We start from the raw sequence: 20,525 nt of genomic DNA, 5'->3' as shown, positions 1-20,525 counted from the left end.
GAGCGTGCTTTAGCACGTGAGAATCGGAAGAAGGAAATGGACGAAGAAATCCGCCGTTGATTCGCAGCCAAGTGGTTCTTTGAAAACTAGATAATAAGATAAACATGATTAATTCATCGGAGTCTATAACGATAGACGAACGAGAATGTCAAGAATTCATATCAAACCTTTGATAATACGACCAACGAGATTCGATTCATCGAAAATCGCAAGTCAAATTTGGCCAAAAGCAACGGTAAATTTATTTTTACGTTGATTTGCAACCAAAATGGTTAAGTTAGAAAGGGCGCACGGTGAATGCCTTGGCACTAGGAGCCGAAGAAGGACGCGACGAACGGCGAAACGCCTCGGGGAGCTGTAAGTAAGCTTTGAACCGGGGATATCCGAATGGGGGAACCCACCATCTTTAATAGGATGGTATCCATATCTGAATACATAGGGTATGAGAAGGCAGACCTGGGGAACTGAAACATCTAAGTACCCAGAGGAAGAGAAAGCAAATGCGATTTCCTGAGTAGCGGCGAGCGAAACGGAATCAGCCCAAACCAAGAGGCTTGCCTCTTGGGGTTGTAGGACACTCTATACGGAGTCAAAAAGAAACGAAGTAGGTGAAGCGACCTGGAAAGGTCCGTCGAAGAGGGTAACAACCCCGTAGCCGAAACTTCGTTTCCTCCAGAGTGGATCCTGAGTACGGCGGGACACGTGAAACCCCGTCGGAATCCGGGAGGACCATCTCCCAAGGCTAAATACTCCCTAGTGACCGATAGTGAACCAGTACCGTGAGGGAAAGGTGAAAAGCACCCCGGAAGGGGAGTGAAAGAGATCCTGAAACCGTGTGCCTACAACTAGTTGGAGCCCGTTAATGGGTGACAGCGTGCCTTTTGTAGAATGAACCGGCGAGTTACGATGTCGTGCAAGGTTAAGCTGATAAAGCGGAGCCGTAGCGAAAGCGAGTCTGAATAGGGCGAATGAGTACGCCGTCGTAGACCCGAAACCGTGTGATCTACCCATGTCCAGGGTGAAGTTCAGGTAACACTGAATGGAGGCCCGAACCCACGCATGTTGAAAAATGCGGGGATGAGGTGTGGGTAGGGGTGAAATGCCAATCGAACTCGGAAATAGCTGGTTCTCCCCGAAATAGCTTTAGGGCTAGCCTCGAGGTGAGAGTATTGGAGGTAGAGCACTGATTGGACTAGGGGTCCCCACAGGATTACCGAATTCAGTCAAACTCCGAATGCCAATTACTTATCCTCGGGAGTCAGACTGCGAGTGCTAAGATCCGTAGTCAAGAGGGAAACAGCCCAGACCATCAGCTAAGGTCCCCAAGTATACGTTAAGTGGAAAAGGATGTGGAGTTGCTTAGACAACCAGGATGTTGGCTTAGAAGCAGCCACCATTTAAAGAGTGCGTAATAGCTCACTGGTCGAGTGACTCTGCGCCGAAAATGTACCGGGGCTAAACGTATCACCGAAGCTATGGATTTACACCTTCAGGTGTAAGTGGTAGGGGAGCGTTCTAAATGCAGCGAAGTCAGATCGTGAGGACTGGTGGAGCGTTTAGAAGTGAGAATGCCGGTATGAGTAGCGAAAAGAGGGGTGAGAATCCCCTCCGTCGAAAGCCCAAGGTTTCCTGAGGAAGGCTCGTCCGCTCAGGGTTAGTCGGGACCTAAGCCGAGGCTGAAAAGCGTAGGCGATGGACAACAGGTTGAAATTCCTGTACCACCTCCTCACCGTTTGAGTAATGGGGGGACGCAGAAAGATAGGGTAAGCGCACTGATGGATATGTGCGTCCAAGCAGTTAGGCTGAGAAGTAGGCAAATCCGCTTCTCGCGAAGGCTGAGCTGTGATGGCGAGGGAAATTTAGTACCGAAGTTCCTGATTCTACACTGCCAAGAAAAGCCTCTAGCGAGGTGAGAGGTGCCCGTACCGTAAACCGACACAGGTAGGCGAGAAGAGAATTCTAAGACGCTCGGGAGAACTCTCGTTAAGGAACTCGGCAAAATGACCCCGTAACTTCGGGAGAAGGGGTGCTCTATTAAGGTGAATAGCCTGAGAGAGCCGCAGTGAAAAGATCCAAGCGACTGTTTAGCAAAAACACAGGTCTCTGCGAAGCCGCAAGGCGAAGTATAGGGGCTGACACCTGCCCGGTGCTGGAAGGTTAAGAGGAGGGGTTATCCCTTACGGGAGAAGCTCTGAATTGAAGCCCCAGTAAACGGCGGCCGTAACTATAACGGTCCTAAGGTAGCGAAATTCCTTGTCGGGTAAGTTCCGACCCGCACGAATGGTGTAACGATTTGGATACTGTCTCAACGAGAGACCCGGTGAAATTATAGTACCTGTGAAGATGCAGGTTACCCGCGACAGGACGGAAAGACCCCATGGAGCTTTACTGTAGCTTGATATTGGATGTTGGTACAGTTTGTACAGGATAGGTAGGAGCCTTGGAAGCCGGAGCGCTAGCTTCGGTGGAGGCGTCGGTGGGATACTACCCTGACTGTGCTGACATTCTAACCTCGGACCGTGATCCGGTTCAGGGACAGTGTCAGGTGGGCAGTTTGACTGGGGCGGTCGCCTCCTAAACAGTAACGGAGGCGCCCAAAGGTTCCCTCAGAATGGTTGGAAATCATTCGTAGAGTGCAAAGGCAAAAGGGAGCTTGACTGCGAGACCTACAAGTCGAGCAGGGACGAAAGTCGGGCTTAGTGATCCGGTGGTTCCGCATGGAAGGGCCATCGCTCAACGGATAAAAGCTACCCTGGGGATAACAGGCTTATCTCCCCCAAGAGTCCACATCGACGGGGAGGTTTGGCACCTCGATGTCGGCTCATCGCATCCTGGGGCTGAAGTAGGTCCCAAGGGTTGGGCTGTTCGCCCATTAAAGCGGTACGCGAGCTGGGTTCAGAACGTCGTGAGACAGTTCGGTCCCTATCCGTCGCGGGCGCAGGAAATTTGAGAGGAGCTGTCCTTAGTACGAGAGGACCGGGATGGACACACCGCTGGTGTACCAGTTGTTCCGCCAGGAGCATCGCTGGGTAGCTACGTGTGGAAGGGATAAGTGCTGAAAGCATCTAAGCATGAAGCCCCCCTCAAGATGAGATTTCCCATGGAGTTAATCCAGTAAGACCCCTTAGAGATGATGAGGTTGATAGGTCTGGTGTGGAAGCGTGGCGACACGTGGAGCTGACAGATACTAATCGGTCGAGGACTTATCCATTATTATTCTTGACATCATGTTTTATCGATTATCTAGTTTTGAGAGAATCCTCTCAACAATTCAATAGACATCACGTCTATTTGACGAAGAGACCCTTCATAGGGGATCGGACGTCAAAAGTCTGGTGGCGATAGCGAAGAGGTCACACCCGTTCCCATGCCGAACACGGCCGTTAAGCTCTTCAGCGCCGATGGTAGTTGGGGGCTTCCCCCTGCAAGAGTAGGACGTTGCCAGGCAGATAAAGCACATTCCAATAGGGATGTGCTTTTTTTATGCATAAAGAGAACGCTCAGGCGCTGAAGAGTTCTGCCTCGACTAAAACAATAAATTAGGGGGATGAGAACTAAAAGAAACCATATTAAAAGATAAAATCAGCCTTCAGACTGAGCCAATTAGAAAATTTTATAGACTATAATTATAAGTAGAAAAGATCGAAAATTGAATAATTTATATTTTCTGATCAATGCAAATTTGGAAAGATGTTGTTGATAAAAGCAAATTAAATAGTAAAGTTTATATCGGAAAGGGAAAATATTCTAACCATGTTGATAAAAAATCTTAATACTAGAATAGATTCATTAGATATCATAAGAGGTATCGCTTTATTTGGAATTTTATTAGTAAATATGCCTTTGTTTCAAACACCAAAATTAATAGCTGATCTTAATTTTGTAACCTTTCCATTATCAACTACTGATCAGTGGCTGCGAATATTATTAGATGTATTTATTGAAACAAAGTTCTTTTCGATCTTTTCAATATTATTTGGTTTAGGCTTTTATATATTTATGAAAAACGGGGAAGAAAAGGGAAAACCTTATGTTAGGATGTATGTTCGAAGATTACTTTTCCTAGCGATAATAGGGTTCATTCATATTATTTTACTATGGTATGGAGATATTTTGCTTACATACGCATTAGCGGGTTTTCTTCTAATCATTTTTTATAAACAAAGCTCCAAAGCTTTGCTTATTACATGGTGGGTTCTTACGGTAGTTTTAATAAGTCTGTTATCATTGAATTTCTTTGCATCTCCAGTGGAAGTAGAGAAAGAATTACTCGTTTTACAAGCAGAGGGTACTGAAAAGGTAGAGCGGGCGATTGACTATTACCAGGATTCGAACTATATGGAGTGGATAAAGTATCGATTTCATCATGAGTTTATACCGATTTTAGAGAATTTACCCTTTTCTATCTTATCAGCTTTTTATATGTTTCTTGTTGGACTTTATATTGGTAAACGAAATCTCATTAGTAATTTCCAGACGAATAAACGTTTTCTTAAGTATGTCTGGTGGATTACTTTAATTATTAGTTTGCCGATTTCAATTTTTATTGTTTTATTACACTTAGATTTGTTTAACTTGGGTGTTTTGACTCATATCTATTTACAAACTATGATAACGATTAGTGGGCTAAGTGTATCCTTGTTTTATCTTACTAGCTTATTATTCCTACTGCAACATAGGTTTTGGGCAAAGAGCCTAAGTCCATTTAAGTATGTTGGCCGTATGGCTTTAACTAATTATTTAATACAGTCTATAATAGGAATTTCAATTTTTGTGGGTGCTGGGTTGTTTGGTGAAATCAATCTAAGAATAGGAATAGGGCTGAGTGTCATGATCTTCTCTCTTCAGCTTATCAATAGTTATGTATGGTTAAAATACTTTCAATATGGACCGTTAGAATGGTTATGGCGTTCCTTTACTTATGGGAAGTTACAGCGTTTAAAGTAATTGCATAGTTAGCCAAAAAACCAGTTATTTAGTAATTACTGGTTTTTTTGTTATGTAGAGTTGTTAAAGAATGTTTCCAAAAACGTATGGCTATACTAGGTGGTGTAAGTTTGTTGCACTTTTTTTGGCTGTTGCTTATAATGTACATATAGTCAAAGATAGTCAAAGTCAAAAAATGTAGGTTTATGTCAATTGTTGTATAGAGGGGAGGGGTGAAGTTGAAAAATATTTCAGATATTATTGAGGGCTATTTAAAGAAAATTCTCTTAAATAGTGATGGAGATATTGTCGAAATAAAGCGAAGTGAGTTGGCTCGTCAATTTCAATGTGTACCTTCCCAAATTAATTATGTGATCGGCACTCGTTTTACGATTGAAAAAGGGTATTTAGTTGAAAGTAAACGAGGGGGCGGCGGTTATATTAGAATCATTAAAGTCCGTCCTCATAACGAGATGGCCTTGTTTGATCAAATTATTCAATTAATTGGTAGAGGGATTGATCAGCAAGCGGCTGAAAATATCATTATTCGTTTGTATGAAGAGCAGGCGATTACCAAAAGAGAAAGTAACTTAATGTTAAGTGTTATGGAGAGAACGAATTTTCAGACGTCGATTCAACATAGAGATGAAATTCGGGCTAATTTATTAAGGGCGATGCTAAACACATTAAAGTATATTGATACCGAAGACTGATGTGAGGTGGTGATGAGTGGTGAAGTGCCAAGATTGTCAAGAAAGACCGGCTACATTACATTTTACGAAGATTATTAACGGTGAAAAAACAGAATTCCATATATGTGAGCAATGTGCTCGTGAAAAAGGGGAGCAATTCCCTGGAACGAATAGCTTCTCTATTCATCAATTATTATCAGGATTATTAAATTTTGAGCAACCTGTACAAGGGAAGGCAGCCCAGATTCATAATTTAACTTGTGAAAACTGTGGGATGACTTATGAGCAGTTTACAAGAATCGGTAGGTTTGGATGTGCGAATTGTTACGAAAGCTTTCAAAGCAAATTAGAGCCTATTTTAAAAAGGGTTCATAGCGGCAACAAAGCACATACAGGGAAAATACCTAATCGAATTGGTGGAAGTATTCAGCTTAAACGAAAAATCAATGCATTAAAAGAAGAGATGAAAAAACATATTGAACATGAAGAGTTTGAACAGGCAGCCCATATTCGTGATGAAATGAAAAAAATAACGGCCCAATTAAATAATCAAGAGGAGGGATGAGCTAATGTCACTCCAACGTTTTATTTCTGAAGCCATTAGTCCTTGGATGAAAGAGTCTGGATGTGAATCTGAAATTGTGTTAAGCAGTAGAATGCGCTTAGCGAGAAACTTAAAGCAATTTAAATTTCCTTTATTAGCGTCGACAGAAGAGTCTCACGCGATTGTGAAGTATGTGGAGCAGGCATTACAAGAGAAAGAAAATGAAAAAATTGGTCCTGTTGAGCTTTTATTAATGGATGAACTACGGGTAAATGAAAAGCGAGTCCTTGTAGAAAAACATTTGATCAGTCCTAGTTTAGCGGAACAATCTAAGTGTGGAGCCGTATTATTAAGTGAAGATGAATCGGTAAGTATTATGTTGAATGAAGAGGATCATCTTCGAATACAATGTTTATTTCCTGGGTTTCAGCTATTAAAGGGGTTAGAAACGGCAAGTTCTATCGATGATTGGTTGGAAGGGCAATTAACTTATGCATTTGACGAGACACATGGTTATTTAACGAGTTGCCCAACAAATGTAGGGACAGGGTTACGAGCATCTGTGATGATGCACTTACCGGCTTTAGCTATGACCCAACAATTAAATAGAATTTTACCAGCAATTAATCAATTAGGTTTAGTTGTTAGAGGAATTTATGGGGAAGGTAGCGAAGCTTTAGGTAACCTATTTCAAGTTTCCAATCAGTTGACGTTAGGAAAATCCGAAAAAGATATCGTGGAAGACTTACGGGGAGTCGTTTTACAACTGATCCATCAGGAGAAATCGGCTCGGCAGTATTTAATGGAAAATTCTAAGCTTCAGCTTGAAGATCGAGTTTATCGCTCATATGGGATTTTATCTAATAGCCGGATCATAGAATCTAAAGAAGCAACCCAACGATTATCAGATGTCAGATTAGGAATTGATTTAGGGTTAATCGAAGGGATTTCAGGGAATATACTCAACGAGTTAATGATTTTAACCCAACCCGGCTTCTTACAACAGTTTGCAGGGGATGTATTGAATGCTGATCAACGTGATGAGCGGCGAGCAGCATTAATACGCGAGCGATTATTGTTAGAGGAAAAGACAGATAATTAATGATGGAGGTGGACGTCAATGATGTTTGGACGTTTTACAGAGCGAGCACAGAAAGTATTAGCATTGGCACAAGAAGAAGCGATTCGCTTAGGGCACAATAATATTGGCACAGAGCATATTCTTCTTGGATTAATTCGTGAGGGAGAAGGAATTGCGGCAAAGGCCTTACAAGCTTTAGGGTTAGGTTCTGAAAAAATCCAAAAAGAAGTTGAGACTTTAATTGGCAAAGGCCAAGAAGGGTCCAAAACGATACATTATACACCTCGTGCGAAAAAAGTAATTGAATTATCGATGGATGAAGCTCGTAAGCTTGGTCATTCCTATGTTGGCACGGAGCATATCTTATTAGGGTTAATCCGTGAAGGCGAAGGGGTAGCAGCGCGAGTTTTAAATAATTTAGGAGTGAGCTTAAATAAAGCCCGTCAGCAAGTACTACAGCTATTAGGTAGTAACGAAGTAGGGAGCTCCTCTCAGCAAAGTGGGGCAGCAAGTCATGCAAGCACGCCTACTTTAGACAGTTTAGCCCGTGATTTAACGGCGATTGCACGAGAAGACGCATTAGACCCTGTTATCGGTCGTAGCAAAGAAATTGAGCGAGTGATTCAAGTTCTGAGCCGCCGTACCAAAAACAACCCCGTTTTAATTGGGGAGCCAGGTGTCGGTAAAACGGCGATTGCAGAAGGGTTAGCTCAATCGATTATTGCCAATGAAGTACCTGAGACGCTACGAAATAAACGAGTAATGACTCTTGATATGGGTACGGTTGTGGCGGGAACAAAATACCGTGGTGAGTTTGAAGACCGTTTGAAAAAAGTCATGGATGAAATTCGCCAAGCAGGCAATGTCATTTTATTCATTGATGAGCTTCATACATTAATCGGGGCTGGTGGGGCAGAAGGAGCGATTGATGCTTCCAATATTTTAAAACCTTCTTTAGCCCGTGGAGAATTACAATGTATTGGGGCCACGACTTTAGATGAGTATCGTAAATATATTGAAAAGGATGCGGCTCTTGAGCGCCGTTTCCAACCAATTCAAGTAAATGAACCAACTCTGGAAGAATCGATTCAAATTTTAACCGGATTGAGGGACCGTTATGAGGCCCACCATCGTGTGACGATTACAGATGATGCGATTTCTGAAGCTGTAAAACTATCAGATCGTTATATTACGGATCGTTTTTTACCAGATAAAGCGATTGATTTAATTGACGAAGCGGCATCGAAAGTGCGTTTACGTTCTTATACAGCACCACCTAACTTAAAAGAGTTAGAGCAAAGATTAGAAGAGACTCGTAAAGAAAAAGATGCTGCGGTTCAAAGCCAAGAGTTTGAGAAGGCTGCTTCATTAAGAGATTCTGAGCAACGTTTACGAGAAGAAGTCGATGAAATGAAAAATGAATGGAAGAAAAAGCAAGGCCAAGAAAATACAGAAGTAGTTGTCGATGATATCGCACAAGTTGTAGCGAGCTGGACAGGAGTACCTGTTTCGAAATTAGCTGAGGAAGAAACGGAGCGCTTACTACGAATGGAAGAAATTCTTCATGGTCGTGTGGTTGGGCAAGAAGAAGCAGTTGTTTCTATTTCAAAAGCCGTACGCCGTGCGAGAGCCGGGCTTAAAGATCCAAAACGACCGATTGGTTCCTTTATTTTCTTAGGGCCAACAGGAGTCGGAAAAACCGAATTAGCCCGTGCCGTTGCTGAAACACTGTTTGGTGATGAGGATTCTGTCATTCGAATTGATATGTCTGAGTATATGGAAAAACATGCGACAAGTCGTTTGGTTGGTTCTCCTCCTGGATATGTAGGTCATGAGGAAGGTGGCCAATTAACGGAGAAGGTTCGTCGTAAGCCTTATTCGGTTATCTTGTTAGATGAAATTGAAAAAGCCCACCCTGAAGTATTCAACATCTTGTTGCAAGTACTTGAGGATGGACGTTTAACGGATTCAAAAGGTCGTACAGTTGATTTTAGAAACACAGCGATTATTATGACTTCAAACGTTGGAGCAAGTGCTTTAAAACGTAATAAATACCTTGGCTTTGCGATTGAAAGTGAAGGTCAAGAGTATAAGGATATGAAAGATAAAGTAATGGGTGAATTAAAACGTAGCTTCCGTCCAGAATTTTTGAACCGTATCGACGAAATTATTGTTTTCCACTCATTAGAGAAAAAACATGTCCGTGAAATTACAAATTTAATGGCCGAACAATTAAAGAAACGTCTTTATGAACAAGGCATTGAATTAGAATTAACGGAAAAAGCATTAGATAAAATTACCGATATTGGCTATGACCCAGAGTACGGGGCCCGTCCATTACGTCGTGCCTTACAAAAACAAGTGGAAGATCGTCTTTCAGAAGAGCTTCTAAAAGGAACGATTTCTAAAGGGCAAAAAGCGGTAATTGATGTGAAGGATGATGCCTTATACGTTGTCACAAAAGAGGACGCAAAGGTTTAACAAGTAAATAGGTGGAGTCGAAAAAGTCGATTGGTTCAGTGAATGATAAGTGTGCATCAGTGAAAGAATAATAGCCCTAGTGTTCACTCACCTAAAGATGTACAAAAGTTATAATAAAAGCCAGGGGCTGTCATAATCTCCTGGCTTTTTGCCATAGACTAAAAGGTGTCATACATGATATTCGTTAAAAAGTAACATCATATGTAAAAAGAGTTATATATTGAACTTTTTTATAAAAATCTTTGCTACAATAAAGGCAAGTAATGTGCAAGGAAGTAGGTTGATTAAGTGGCAAAGAAGAAAACTAAATTTGTTTGTCAAGAATGTGGGTATGAATCGGCAAAATGGATGGGGAAATGTCCTGGTTGCCAAGGTTGGAATACGATGGTGGAAGAGTTTGACCAAACGGCAAAGCCCTCTAGTAGAAGCTATGTAACGTCGGCCAATCTAGGAACGGCAAAACCACAATCAATTACCAAAGTTGAAAGTGAAAAGGAACCTAGAATTAATACGACGATGGTGGAACTAAATCGAGTTCTAGGAGGAGGAGTCGTTCCTGGTTCACTTGTTTTAGTTGGGGGAGACCCGGGTATTGGTAAGTCAACCCTCCTTTTACAGCTTTCATCAAAATTAGCCGAACATAATCAGAGGGTTTTATATATATCGGGTGAGGAGTCGGTCAAGCAAACGAAGCTTAGGGCTGACAGATTGAATCTTAGCACAGCAGAATTATATGTATTAGCAGAGACTGATATTAGTTTTATTGAAAAAGCCATTGATGAGGTGAATCCAGTTTTAGTCGTCATTGACTCGATTCAAACGGTTTATCAAGAGGAAATTGCTTCAGCCCCGGGAAGTGTAGCCCAAGTTCGAGAATGTACAGCCGCATTTATGAAAATTGCTAAAACAAGAGGCATTTCTATTTTTATTGTCGGTCATGTTACGAAACAAGGTTCAATTGCGGGTCCGAAGTTGTTAGAACATATGGTGGATTCCGTGCTCTATTTCGAAGGGGAGCGACACCATACGTATCGAATTTTAAGAGCAGTCAAAAATCGTTTCGGTTCGACGAATGAGATGGGCATTTTTGAAATGAAGGAGCTCGGTTTAGAGGAAGTGTTAAACCCTTCTGAAATCTTTCTTGAAGAACGTTCCCAAGGGGTAGCAGGCTCAATTGTCGTTGCATCGATGGAAGGTACACGTCCTGTGTTAGTCGAGTTACAGGCTTTAATAAGCCCGACAAGCTTTGGGAATCCAAGAAGGATGGCAACAGGAATTGACCATAATCGTGTTTCTTTATTAATGGCTGTGTTAGAAAAAAGAGTTGGGTTATTATTACAAAATCAGGATGCCTATTTAAATGTTGCTGGTGGGGTCAGGTTAGATGAGCCGGCCATTGATTTAGCGGTAGCAATTAGCATTGCGTCTAGTTTCCGTAATCAAGTCACAAATCCTATGGATGTTGCCATTGGCGAGATAGGGCTAACGGGTGAGATAAGAAGGGTTTCGAGGATTGAACAACGAGTGAATGAAGCGGCCAAATTAGGTTTTAAACGAGCGATCATCCCAGAAAAAAATATCGGTGGATGGAGTGTTCCAAAAGGTATCAAAGTGATTGGAGTTTCAACATTAGAAGAAGCATTGGATGCAGTGTTAGGAGGGTAATTGGAGAATGGATGAGCGCAAGAAGGGAGATTTTATTCAAGGTGTCTTAAGACTTGTTGCACCAGGGACGGCGTTAAGAGCAGGAATTGATAATGTGTTAAGGGCGAACACAGGAGGTCTAATTGTTCTTGGTTATAACAACGAAATGATGAATATTGTGGATGGTGGTTTTTTTATCAATTGTGACTTCTCACCTGCTTATTTGTATGAATTAGCTAAAATGGATGGAGCCATCATATTAAATGAGGATGGGACGAGAATTTTATATGCTAATACACAGCTTGTTCCAAACAACGGAATTGAATCGAATGAAACTGGGATTCGCCACCGAACAGCAGAGCGTGTCGCTAAACAAACAGGGAATTTAGTGATTTCAATTTCGCAAAGACGAAATGTTATTACGTTGTATCAAGGTGAAAACCGTTATTCTTTAAAGGATATTGGTGTGATTTTAACGAAAGCAAATCAAGCAGTACAAACACTTGAGAAATATAAAGTTGTTTTAGATCAAGGCATTACAAATTTAGGGGCTCTAGAATTTGAACAACTTGTCACATTTCAAGAAGTGATTCAAGTGATCCATCGTGTTCAAATGGTTTTGAGAATCAAACGTGAAATTATTAATTATGTGAATGAATTAGGGGATGAAGGTCGCCTTATTACGATGCAGTTAAATGAGTTAGTATCAAATATTGAAAAAGAGGCTATTTACTTATTAAAGGATTATGTGAAAGAAAAGAAAACGGATGTCTATGACACGTTGCGTGAATTAACGAAAGTCGAATCACCCGAGTTACTAGACGATAACGAGATTGTCAAAACATTGGGTTATAGTCGAATGGCTAATGTGCAAGAGCAATCTGTTATGCCAAGAGGTTATCGAATTCTCCATCGAATTCCGCGCTTGCCTACACTCATTATTGAAAATTTGATCGATAAATACGGCGATTTGGCTAATATTATGTTTGCAAGTATTGATGAATTAGATGAAGTAGAAGGAATTGGGGAAGCAAGGGCTAAAATGATTAAAAATGGCTTAAATCGCATTCAAGAACAGTTGTTCGTTGACCGCCATATCTAATATTGAAGTGGCGTGATTTCCTTAAAAATGATGTCCTTTTCAAGAAAAAATGCCGATAAAGATGGAATTTTATGTGAAATGCAGTTTGCTAGGTTTTGATTTATGAAACTTGTCTATAATAGTTACAAGGAGGTGAAAAAGAAGTGTTGAGAAGGATAATTCAATTATGTTTTATATTAGTTGGTGGAACGTTAGGTTTTATCTATATCCCTGAAGTTATTCAATTATTGGATTTAGGTTCTGGTTGGGTGGCATCCCCATACGTAGGCGTCGTCATTGGTGCATTGCTATTATTTATAATTAGTTTATGGTTAGCCGATCATTTTGTTGGGTTTATTAAAGTTCTTGAAGAAGCAATTGTTAAAGCACCTGTAACAGACGTTCTTTTTGGTACGATGGGGTTAATTATTGGACTTATTGTGGCATTTCTTATTCCATTAAATGCAGTGGAAATCCCTGTAATTAGCACGATACTTCCAATCTTTCTAACGCTTTTGTTAGGGTATCTTGGGTTCCAAATTGGCTTTAAAAAACGTGATGAACTTGTTCAAGTTTTTACGGTGACAAAGCAGCTAGGTAAAGATAAGAAAAAAGATGATACGAAGACAGACTCTGATCTTAAAATATTGGATACCAGTGTCATTATCGATGGACGTATTGCCGATATTTGCAAAACTCGTTTTCTAGAGGGCACTTTAGTGATTCCTGGTTTTGTTCTAGAAGAATTACAACATATCGCTGATTCTTCTGATGTTTTAAAACGCAATCGAGGTCGTAGAGGTTTAGATATATTAAATAAAATTCAAAAAGAACTCCCTATCAATGTTGAAATTTATGAAGGGGATTTTGAAGAGATTCATGAAGTGGATAGCAAGTTAGTGAAATTAGCGAAGATCACTTCGGGTATTGTAGTGACAAACGACTTTAACTTAAATAAAGTGTGTGAGCTTCAAGGTGTATCAGTGCTAAATATAAATGATTTAGCAAATGCTGTTAAGCCAGTTGTTCTTCCTGGAGAAGAGTTAAATGTTCAAGTCATTAAAGACGGAAAAGAGCATCATCAAGGTGTTGCTTATTTAGATGATGGAACGATGATTGTTGTAGAAGGCGGAAGAGACTTTATTAGTAAACATATCGATGTAATCGTGACGAGCGTTTTACAAACGAGTGCGGGTCGTATGATTTTTGCTAAGCCTAAAGTATTGGAAAAAGCTCTATAAAAAGAGTCACAATAGAGTAGGGCTAACAAGATAAGTCTTATAATAAAGTAGGTGAGAAGCCCAGTGTGCTTTTTCATCTACTTTTTTTGATGGTTTTTATTGGATAATGATTACGTTCGTCAAACAAGTGAATATTTGGAGGCTGCAGGTTATTGTTACGAGCCATTTTTAGCAAGTAAGGTTTATTAAATCAATTTTTTCGTAATCATGCTAAAATAAGAGCAAGAAAATGTGAAATGGAGAGAATGTAATGAGGTATAGTCTCATTCTTTTGGCAGCTGGTCAGGGGAAACGGATGAAAGCAGGAAAGAATAAGTTATTAATTGAACTGCAAAATCGTCCACTTTTGTTACATACGTTGACGCTTTTTGAAGAAGATCCATGGTGTGATGAAGTCGTTTTGGTCGCTCATCAGGGTGAAGTAGAGCTTCTAGCCGATTTAATTGATGGGGATTGTTACGAAAAAACAAAAAAGATTATTCCTGGTGGGGCAGAGCGGCAAGATAGTGTAAAATGTGGATTAGATGAGATTGAAGATGGGAAAATGGTTTTAATCCATGATGGGGCAAGGCCATTTGTGAAGCGAACCGTTATTCATGAATTAGTCGAAACGGCCGCAAAGGATGGGGCGGCGATTGTAGCTGTTCCAGTAAAAGATACGATTAAAAAAGTCGAAAATCAACAAGTAGTAGACACACTCGAACGTTCAGAGTTATGGTCTGTCCAAACACCACAAGCTTTTCAAGTTGATTTAATCAAACAAGCCCACAACAAGGCATTTATAGAAAAGAAGTTAGGAACGGATGATGCGAGTCTTGTTGAATGGTATGGCAAGCCAGTAACAATTGTGGAAGGTGACTATTTTAATATAAAAATTACGACACAAGAAGATCTATTATTTGCTGAAGCAATCATTGGAATGGAAGTGAGGAATGAAGATGTTTAGAATAGGGCAAGGTTTTGATGTACATCAATTAGTAGAAGATAGACCACTTATTATAGGTGGGATTACGATTCCTTATGAACTAGGTTTATTAGGGCATTCAGATGCTGATGTTTTACTACATACAATTGCGGATGCTGCACTTGGGGCGATTGGGGAAGGTGACATCGGCAAACATTTCCCAGATACATCAGCAGAATTTAAAGATGCCGATTCAGCGAAGTTATTAATCGATGTATGGCAAATCGTGAAGGAAAAAGGGTATGAGCTAGGCAATTTAGATTGTACGATTATTGCTCAACGACCAAAGATGGCTCCTCACATTGAGTCAATGAGACATCGAATCGCTGAACTACTGGAGGCCGGTGTTTCGCAAATCAATGTAAAGGCGACAACGACAGAAAAACTTGGGTTTACAGGCCGTGGTGAAGGAATTGCTTCACAAGCCGTCATTTTATTACAAGCAAAACAAGGGTAAAATAGTTAGTGCTAAAAGGGTAAGGAAGAAAGATGTTATCCAATGCTTCGCTTCGGTTGCGCTCCGCGGAACGCGTAGGGTATGCAGCTTGAGGAGTAAGCTAAAGTGTCGACTGTTTTTCAGCCGCCTCTAAAGAAAGATCGACACTTGACGATTGCCCTTTAGTTGGTGCTAAAATAAGAAAAGTAAAATGAGTACATGTTGCTCATATAATTAGAAACGGAGAGTGTAGAAAGATGACAAAAGATATTCGCGTACGTTTTGCCCCAAGTCCGACTGGGCATTTACATATTGGTGGTGCACGCTCAGCCCTATTTAACTATTTATATGCGAAAAATCAAGGTGGACAATTCATTTTAAGAATTGAAGATACCGATCAAGCAAGAAATGTGGATAGTGCGACGGAGAAGTTATTGGAGAGCTTAAAGTGGCTTGGTATTCATTGGGATGAGAGCATTGATGTAGGGGGCCCTTATGGTCCTTATCGAAGCATGGAGCGTACGGACATTTATCAAGAGTATTTAGAAAAATTACTTGCTAAAGGCAATGCTTATTACTGTTATATGACGGAAGAGGAATTACAAGCAGAGCGCGAAGCACAGCTTGCTAAAGGTGAAACGCCAAAATACAGCGGACGCGATCGTGATTTAACCGACGAACAAAGAAAAGCTTATGAAGAGAAAGGGTTAAAACCAGTCATTCGTTTCCGTGTTCCTGAAGGAAAAGTGATTAAAATTGAAGATGCCGTTCGTGGTGACGTTTCCTTTGAATCAGACGGAATTGGTGATTTTGTTATTGCCCGTAAAGATGGCGTACCAATGTATAATTTTGCGGTTGTTATCGATGATTATTTGATGAAAATTACCCATGTCATTCGTGGAGAAGAACATTTATCGAATACACCACGCCAAGTATTATTGTATGAAGCGTTAGGCTGGGAAGCCCCAACCTTTGCCCATGCTTCCTTAATTCTAAATGCTGATAGACAAAAAATGAGTAAACGTGATGAGTCAATTATTCAATTTGTTGAACAATATAAAGACCTTGGGTATCGTCCAGATGCGATCGTTAATTTCCTTGCTTTACTTGGCTGGTCTCCAGTTGGTGAAGAAGAAATTTTCTCATTAGAAGATCTTGAGAAGCAATTTAGCCTAGAGCGTGTCTTGAAATCACCAGCCGTCTTTGATACAGATAAATTAGCTTGGATGAATAATCAGTATATGAAAAAAGCTGATTTGGATGAAGTTCTAGAACTGACTGTGCCCCATTTAGTGAAAGCTGGTCGTCTTCCTGAGGCGATGAGCACTGAACAAGCTCAGTGGGTGAAACGTCTTGTCGGACTTTATCAAGAGCAACTTCACTATGGTGCTGAAATTGTAGAGTTGACAGAGTTGTTCTTTAAAGAGGAAATTGAGTATAATGAAGAAGCACAAGCTGTTCTTGATGAAGAGCAAGTTCCAGAAGTGATGCAAGCCTTTTTAAATGAGTTGGAACAATTAGAGGAATTTGTGGCTGCGAATATTAAGAGTTCGATCAAAGCAACCCAAAAAGCGACTGGGCAAAAAGGAAAAAAATTATTTATGCCAATTCGTGTCGCTACAACAGGTCAAACACATGGTCGTGAGCTTGATGATTCGATTGAACTTCTTGGCAAAGAAATAGTTGTAGCAAGATTGAAAAAATTAGTATAACATTGAATCAAAATGACATAGACTGTGATGATATGTCATTCTAGATTTTAATAGAACAACGTGTTGAGAGGGAAAAGTAAGAAGTCTTTTCTAACTTGAAAGAGAGAATCACCAATGGCTGAAAGTGATTTAAGTAGAAGCTTCTGAACATGCACCCTTGAGCCTTTTCTTGAAATGAAGTAGGGAAAAGCGTGTTGCGACGTTATACGCAAAGTTGAGAAAAATAATGCCGGAGATGTGGCATTATTGAAACAGAGTGGAACCGCGCGTTAGCGCCTCTGTGCACGAAATTGTGCATAGAGGTGCTTTTTGACTTTTAGAGGAGATAAGCGTCATCAAATAAACTAAACGCTTTGCTTATAATGGGGGATGAGTGGAGATGAAAAAAAAGTTTCAAACTCTATTAAATGATATAGATGTTGTTTTTGACCAAGATCCTGCCGCACGTAGTCGGTTTGAAGTAGTTTTCACTTATTCAGGAGTCCATGCGATTTGGATGCATCGTTTCGCTCACTGGCTATGGAAGAAAAAGTTTTATTTCATTGGTCGGTTGTTATCACAATTGAATCGTTTTATTACGGGGGTTGAAATTCATCCAGGAGCAGTCATTGGGCAACGAGTATTCATTGATCACGGTATGGGAGTTGTGATTGGCGAAACATGTGAAATTGGAAATAACGTCACCATTTATCAAGGTGTGACTTTAGGTGGTACAGGGAAAGAAAAAGGGAAGCGTCATCCAACTGTAGAGGATGGAGTGCTCATTGCCTCTGGCGCTAAAGTTCTTGGTTCTTTTACAATCGGAGAGAATGCACGAATTGGGGCTGGCTCAGTTGTGCTTAATGAAGTGCCGGCGAATTCAACAGTTGTGGGGATCCCAGGTAAGATTGTTGTTCAAGATGGAATCAAGGTCGAGAAAAGCTTAAATCATCATATGCTGCCAGACCCAGTCGCGGATAAATTGAAAGAGTTAGAAGACGAAATATCGAAATTGAAAAAAGAGTTAGGGCAAGAAAGAAAAAATAATTTTTAATGAGAACATAATAGGTAAGAAAGAATATATTATAGGCAAATGTCGAGGATGTATATAGGAGCCTGGCATTCTTAACCATTCATAAAGAGATAGGTATTTTAATTAAAAGGAGAAGGTCGTATGTCGATCAAACTTTATAATAGTTTAACAAAAAAGAAAGAAACATTTGTGCCGATGGAAGAGGGCAAGGTAAAAATGTATGTTTGTGGACCAACCGTTTACAATTATATTCATATCGGAAATGCAAGACCGCCGATCGTTTATGATGTTGTACGAAATTATTTGAAATATCGTGGTTATGACGTGCATTTTGTTTCAAATTTTACTGATGTGGATGATAAAATCATTCGAGCTGCTCATGAATTAGGTGAGGATGTATTTGAAGTAGCAAATCGTTTTATTCAAGCTTACCATGAAGATACATGTGCTTTAGGTGTAAAGGAAGCGGATGATCACCCGAGAGTAACGGAAACAATTCCTGAAATTATTGACTTCATTAAGCAGTTAGTTGATAAAGGGTACGCTTATGAGGCAGATGGGGATGTTTATTTTAGAACAAGAAAATTTAAAGGTTACGGAAAGCTTTCTTCCCAGTCGATTGAGGATTTACGTTCAGGTTCAAGAGTTGAAGTTGACGTGAGAAAAGAAGATCCGCTTGATTTTGCTTTATGGAAAGATGCAAAGGCAGGAGAAATTTCATGGGAGAGTCCGTGGGGGAAGGGTAGACCAGGGTGGCATATTGAATGCTCAGCGATGGTTAAAAAATATTTAGGTGACACGATCGATATTCATGCGGGTGGTCAGGATTTAACGTTTCCGCATCACGAAAATGAAATCGCTCAGTCAGAAGCTCTAACAGGAAAAACGATGGCCAATTATTGGTTACACAATGGATTTATTAATATTGATAATGAAAAAATGTCGAAATCACTAGGAAATTTTGTTTTGGCCCATGACATGATTCAACAGCATTCACCAGAAGTCATCCGATTTTTTATGCTAACTGCTCATTATCGTAGTCCAATTAATTTTAGTGATGAGCTTTTAGAGGGAGCGAAAAGAGGGTTAGAGCGTCTAAAAGGGGCCAGAAAAAGTTTAGAGCATCGTTTTAAACAATCAGCTGACTTTGGTGAAGCAGGGGATTGGACCGAAAAAATAGAAAAAGCAAAAGTGCGTTTTATTGAAGAAATGGATGACGACTTTAACTCGGCTAATGGGATTTCGGTTTTATTTGATTTAGCAAAGGAAGCCAATCGTTACTTACGAGAAGAGCAAACATCCAAAAACGTCTTGCGAGCCTTTATGGAAATGCTTGATGAATTATCATCTGTGTTAGGGATTAATTTGAAAGAAGAGGCAGAAATGCTTGATGCAGAAATTGATGCCTTAATTGAAGAGAGAAATGAGGCTCGTATCACACGAAACTTTGCTCGAGCAGATGAAATACGTGATTACTTAAAAGAAAAAGGGATCATTTTAGAAGATACGGCTCAAGGTGTACGATGGAAACGAGGATAATATGAAGTTAATTGAACCAAATATTGATTTAAAACAACTAAACCCGCTCGCCCTTGCTTATATGGGCGATGCGGTCTTAGAAATGTATATTCGCTACCACTTAATCGCTCAAGGGAAAGTACGTCCTCATCAGCTGCATAAGGAAGCTACGGGTTTTGTATCGGCAAAAGCCCAGGCGGCCGTTGTTCATCAAATGATCGATGATGGCTTTTTTTCAGAAGCTGAGCTTGCAGTGGTGCGGCGCGGTCGTAATGCAAAGTCGGGGTCGGTGCCAAAGAATACGGATGTACAAACTTATCGTTATGCAACGGCTTTTGAAGCGGTTCTTGGCTATTTATATTTACAAGATGAGTCAAGTCGACTAGATGAGATCATTGCGAAAATGTTAGTGTTACTGCAAGAAAAAGAAGGAGGTGCAGCCAAGTGAGTGAGGAATTTATTGTTGGGAAAAATCCCGTTATAGAAGCGTTACGTTCAGGCCATACAATTAATAAAATTTGGATTGCAGAAGGTTCTCAAAAAGGACAAATGACCAAAGTAATAGAGCTTGCCAAACAGAATGGAATACTTGTGCAGCAGGCACCTAAAAAAAAGTTAGAGCAGCTTGTTAGTGCAACGAACCACCAAGGAGTTGTCGCTTCGATTGCGGCTTATGAATATAAGGAGATCGATGATTTATTTGCTTTAGCAGAATCACGTAATGAAGAACCTTTTTTCTTATTACTAGATGAATTAGAGGACCCCCATAACTTAGGTTCTATTTTAAGAACAGCGGATGCTGTCGGTGCTCATGGTGTGATTATTCCGAAAAGACGTGCCGTTGGTTTAACTCAAACGGTTGCGAAAGCGTCGACTGGAGCGATTGAGTATATCCCGGTTGTTCGAGTGACGAATATGGCGAGAACGATGGAAGACTTAAAGAAGCGTGGTTTATGGTTTGTTGGTACAGATGCAAAAGGCAGCGAAGATTATAGACAAGCTTCCTATGATATGCCTGTAGGCCTTGTTATAGGTAGTGAAGGCAAAGGAATCAGTCGGTTGATTAAAGAGAAGTGTGACTTCTTGATTCAAATTCCGATGGTTGGTCAAGTCACATCATTGAATGCTTCTGTAGCTGCGAGCTTGTTAATGTATGAAGTATACAGAAAAAGAAACCCGCTAGGTCATTGAAG

General features: G+C 40.5%; 15 protein-coding genes, 2 rRNA genes and 1 other annotated feature. All 17 genes read left to right on the top strand.

Annotation, left to right across the window (positions count from 1 at the left end; genetic code table 11):
• The first annotated feature begins 270 nt into the window (after nucleotides 1–270).
• Nucleotides 271–3,211: ribosomal RNA gene (locus AA0017_RS18775) — 23S ribosomal RNA — on the top strand.
• 120 nt (nucleotides 3,212–3,331) lie between these two features.
• Nucleotides 3,332–3,447 (top strand): 5S ribosomal RNA (rrf, locus tag AA0017_RS18770).
• 306 nt (nucleotides 3,448–3,753) lie between these two features.
• Nucleotides 3,754–4,947, top strand: coding sequence for a DUF418 domain-containing protein (locus tag AA0017_RS18765; protein WP_413376938.1), 1,194 nt, complete (start codon nucleotides 3,754–3,756; stop codon nucleotides 4,945–4,947).
• Between the two features lie 218 nt (nucleotides 4,948–5,165).
• Nucleotides 5,166–5,639, top strand: coding sequence for a CtsR family transcriptional regulator (locus AA0017_RS18760; RefSeq protein WP_003322575.1), 474 nt, complete (start codon nucleotides 5,166–5,168; stop codon nucleotides 5,637–5,639).
• Nucleotides 5,640–5,658: 19 nt separating this feature from the next.
• A complete protein-coding gene (locus AA0017_RS18755; RefSeq protein WP_413382714.1) occupies nucleotides 5,659–6,183 on the top strand; it encodes a UvrB/UvrC motif-containing protein in 525 nt (174 codons plus the stop codon).
• Between the two features lie 4 nt (nucleotides 6,184–6,187).
• Nucleotides 6,188–7,264, top strand: coding sequence for a protein arginine kinase (locus tag AA0017_RS18750; RefSeq protein ID WP_413376936.1), 1,077 nt, complete (start codon nucleotides 6,188–6,190; stop codon nucleotides 7,262–7,264).
• An 18-nt stretch (nucleotides 7,265–7,282) separates the two neighbouring features.
• Entirely contained in the window at nucleotides 7,283–9,724 is a 2,442-nt protein-coding gene (gene clpC / locus AA0017_RS18745; RefSeq protein WP_413376934.1) for an ATP-dependent protease ATP-binding subunit ClpC, read from the top strand.
• A gap of 288 nt (nucleotides 9,725–10,012) precedes the next feature.
• Nucleotides 10,013–11,389 carry a DNA repair protein RadA gene (gene radA / locus AA0017_RS18740; protein ID WP_413376933.1) on the top strand — a complete coding sequence of 459 codons (1,377 nt, stop codon included), beginning with the start codon at nucleotides 10,013–10,015 and terminating at the stop codon, nucleotides 11,387–11,389.
• A 7-nt stretch (nucleotides 11,390–11,396) separates the two neighbouring features.
• Entirely contained in the window at nucleotides 11,397–12,470 is a 1,074-nt protein-coding gene (gene disA / locus AA0017_RS18735) for a DNA integrity scanning diadenylate cyclase DisA (RefSeq protein WP_413376930.1), read from the top strand.
• A gap of 143 nt (nucleotides 12,471–12,613) precedes the next feature.
• Nucleotides 12,614–13,690: a PIN/TRAM domain-containing protein gene (locus AA0017_RS18730; RefSeq protein ID WP_413376927.1), complete on the top strand. Its 1,077-nt coding sequence runs from the start codon at nucleotides 12,614–12,616 to the stop codon at nucleotides 13,688–13,690.
• 250 nt (nucleotides 13,691–13,940) lie between these two features.
• Nucleotides 13,941–14,636: a 2-C-methyl-D-erythritol 4-phosphate cytidylyltransferase gene (ispD, locus tag AA0017_RS18725; protein WP_413376925.1), complete on the top strand. Its 696-nt coding sequence runs from the start codon at nucleotides 13,941–13,943 to the stop codon at nucleotides 14,634–14,636.
• A complete protein-coding gene (gene ispF, locus AA0017_RS18720) occupies nucleotides 14,629–15,111 on the top strand; it encodes a 2-C-methyl-D-erythritol 2,4-cyclodiphosphate synthase (protein WP_413376923.1) in 483 nt (160 codons plus the stop codon). The genes ispD and ispF overlap by 8 nt, the downstream gene beginning before the upstream one ends.
• 236 nt (nucleotides 15,112–15,347) lie before the next feature.
• A complete protein-coding gene (gene gltX / locus AA0017_RS18715) occupies nucleotides 15,348–16,802 on the top strand; it encodes a glutamate--tRNA ligase (protein WP_413376921.1) in 1,455 nt (484 codons plus the stop codon).
• Between the two features lie 54 nt (nucleotides 16,803–16,856).
• Nucleotides 16,857–17,085, top strand: a binding site (T-box leader).
• A gap of 96 nt (nucleotides 17,086–17,181) precedes the next feature.
• A complete protein-coding gene (gene cysE, locus AA0017_RS18710; protein WP_413376919.1) occupies nucleotides 17,182–17,835 on the top strand; it encodes a serine O-acetyltransferase in 654 nt (217 codons plus the stop codon).
• Between the two features lie 120 nt (nucleotides 17,836–17,955).
• Complete coding sequence (gene cysS, locus AA0017_RS18705) at nucleotides 17,956–19,353, top strand: cysteine--tRNA ligase (RefSeq protein ID WP_413376917.1); 1,398 nt, start codon at nucleotides 17,956–17,958, stop codon at nucleotides 19,351–19,353.
• A gap of 1 nt (nucleotide 19,354) precedes the next feature.
• A complete protein-coding gene (locus AA0017_RS18700; RefSeq protein ID WP_413376916.1) occupies nucleotides 19,355–19,780 on the top strand; it encodes a Mini-ribonuclease 3 in 426 nt (141 codons plus the stop codon).
• Nucleotides 19,777–20,523, top strand: a complete 747-nt coding sequence (gene rlmB / locus AA0017_RS18695) for a 23S rRNA (guanosine(2251)-2'-O)-methyltransferase RlmB (RefSeq protein WP_413376914.1) — start codon at nucleotides 19,777–19,779, stop codon at nucleotides 20,521–20,523. Before AA0017_RS18700 ends, rlmB begins: the two co-directional genes overlap by 4 nt.
• Nucleotides 20,524–20,525 lie beyond the last annotated feature (2 nt).

Source organism: Alkalihalobacillus phoenicis (assembly GCF_047302405.1).
GTDB lineage: Bacteria > Bacillota > Bacilli > Bacillales > Bacillaceae_D > Alkalihalobacillus.
Note: the sequence above shows the minus strand (reverse complement) of the source record. Positions and strands in the feature narration are given on the sequence as shown.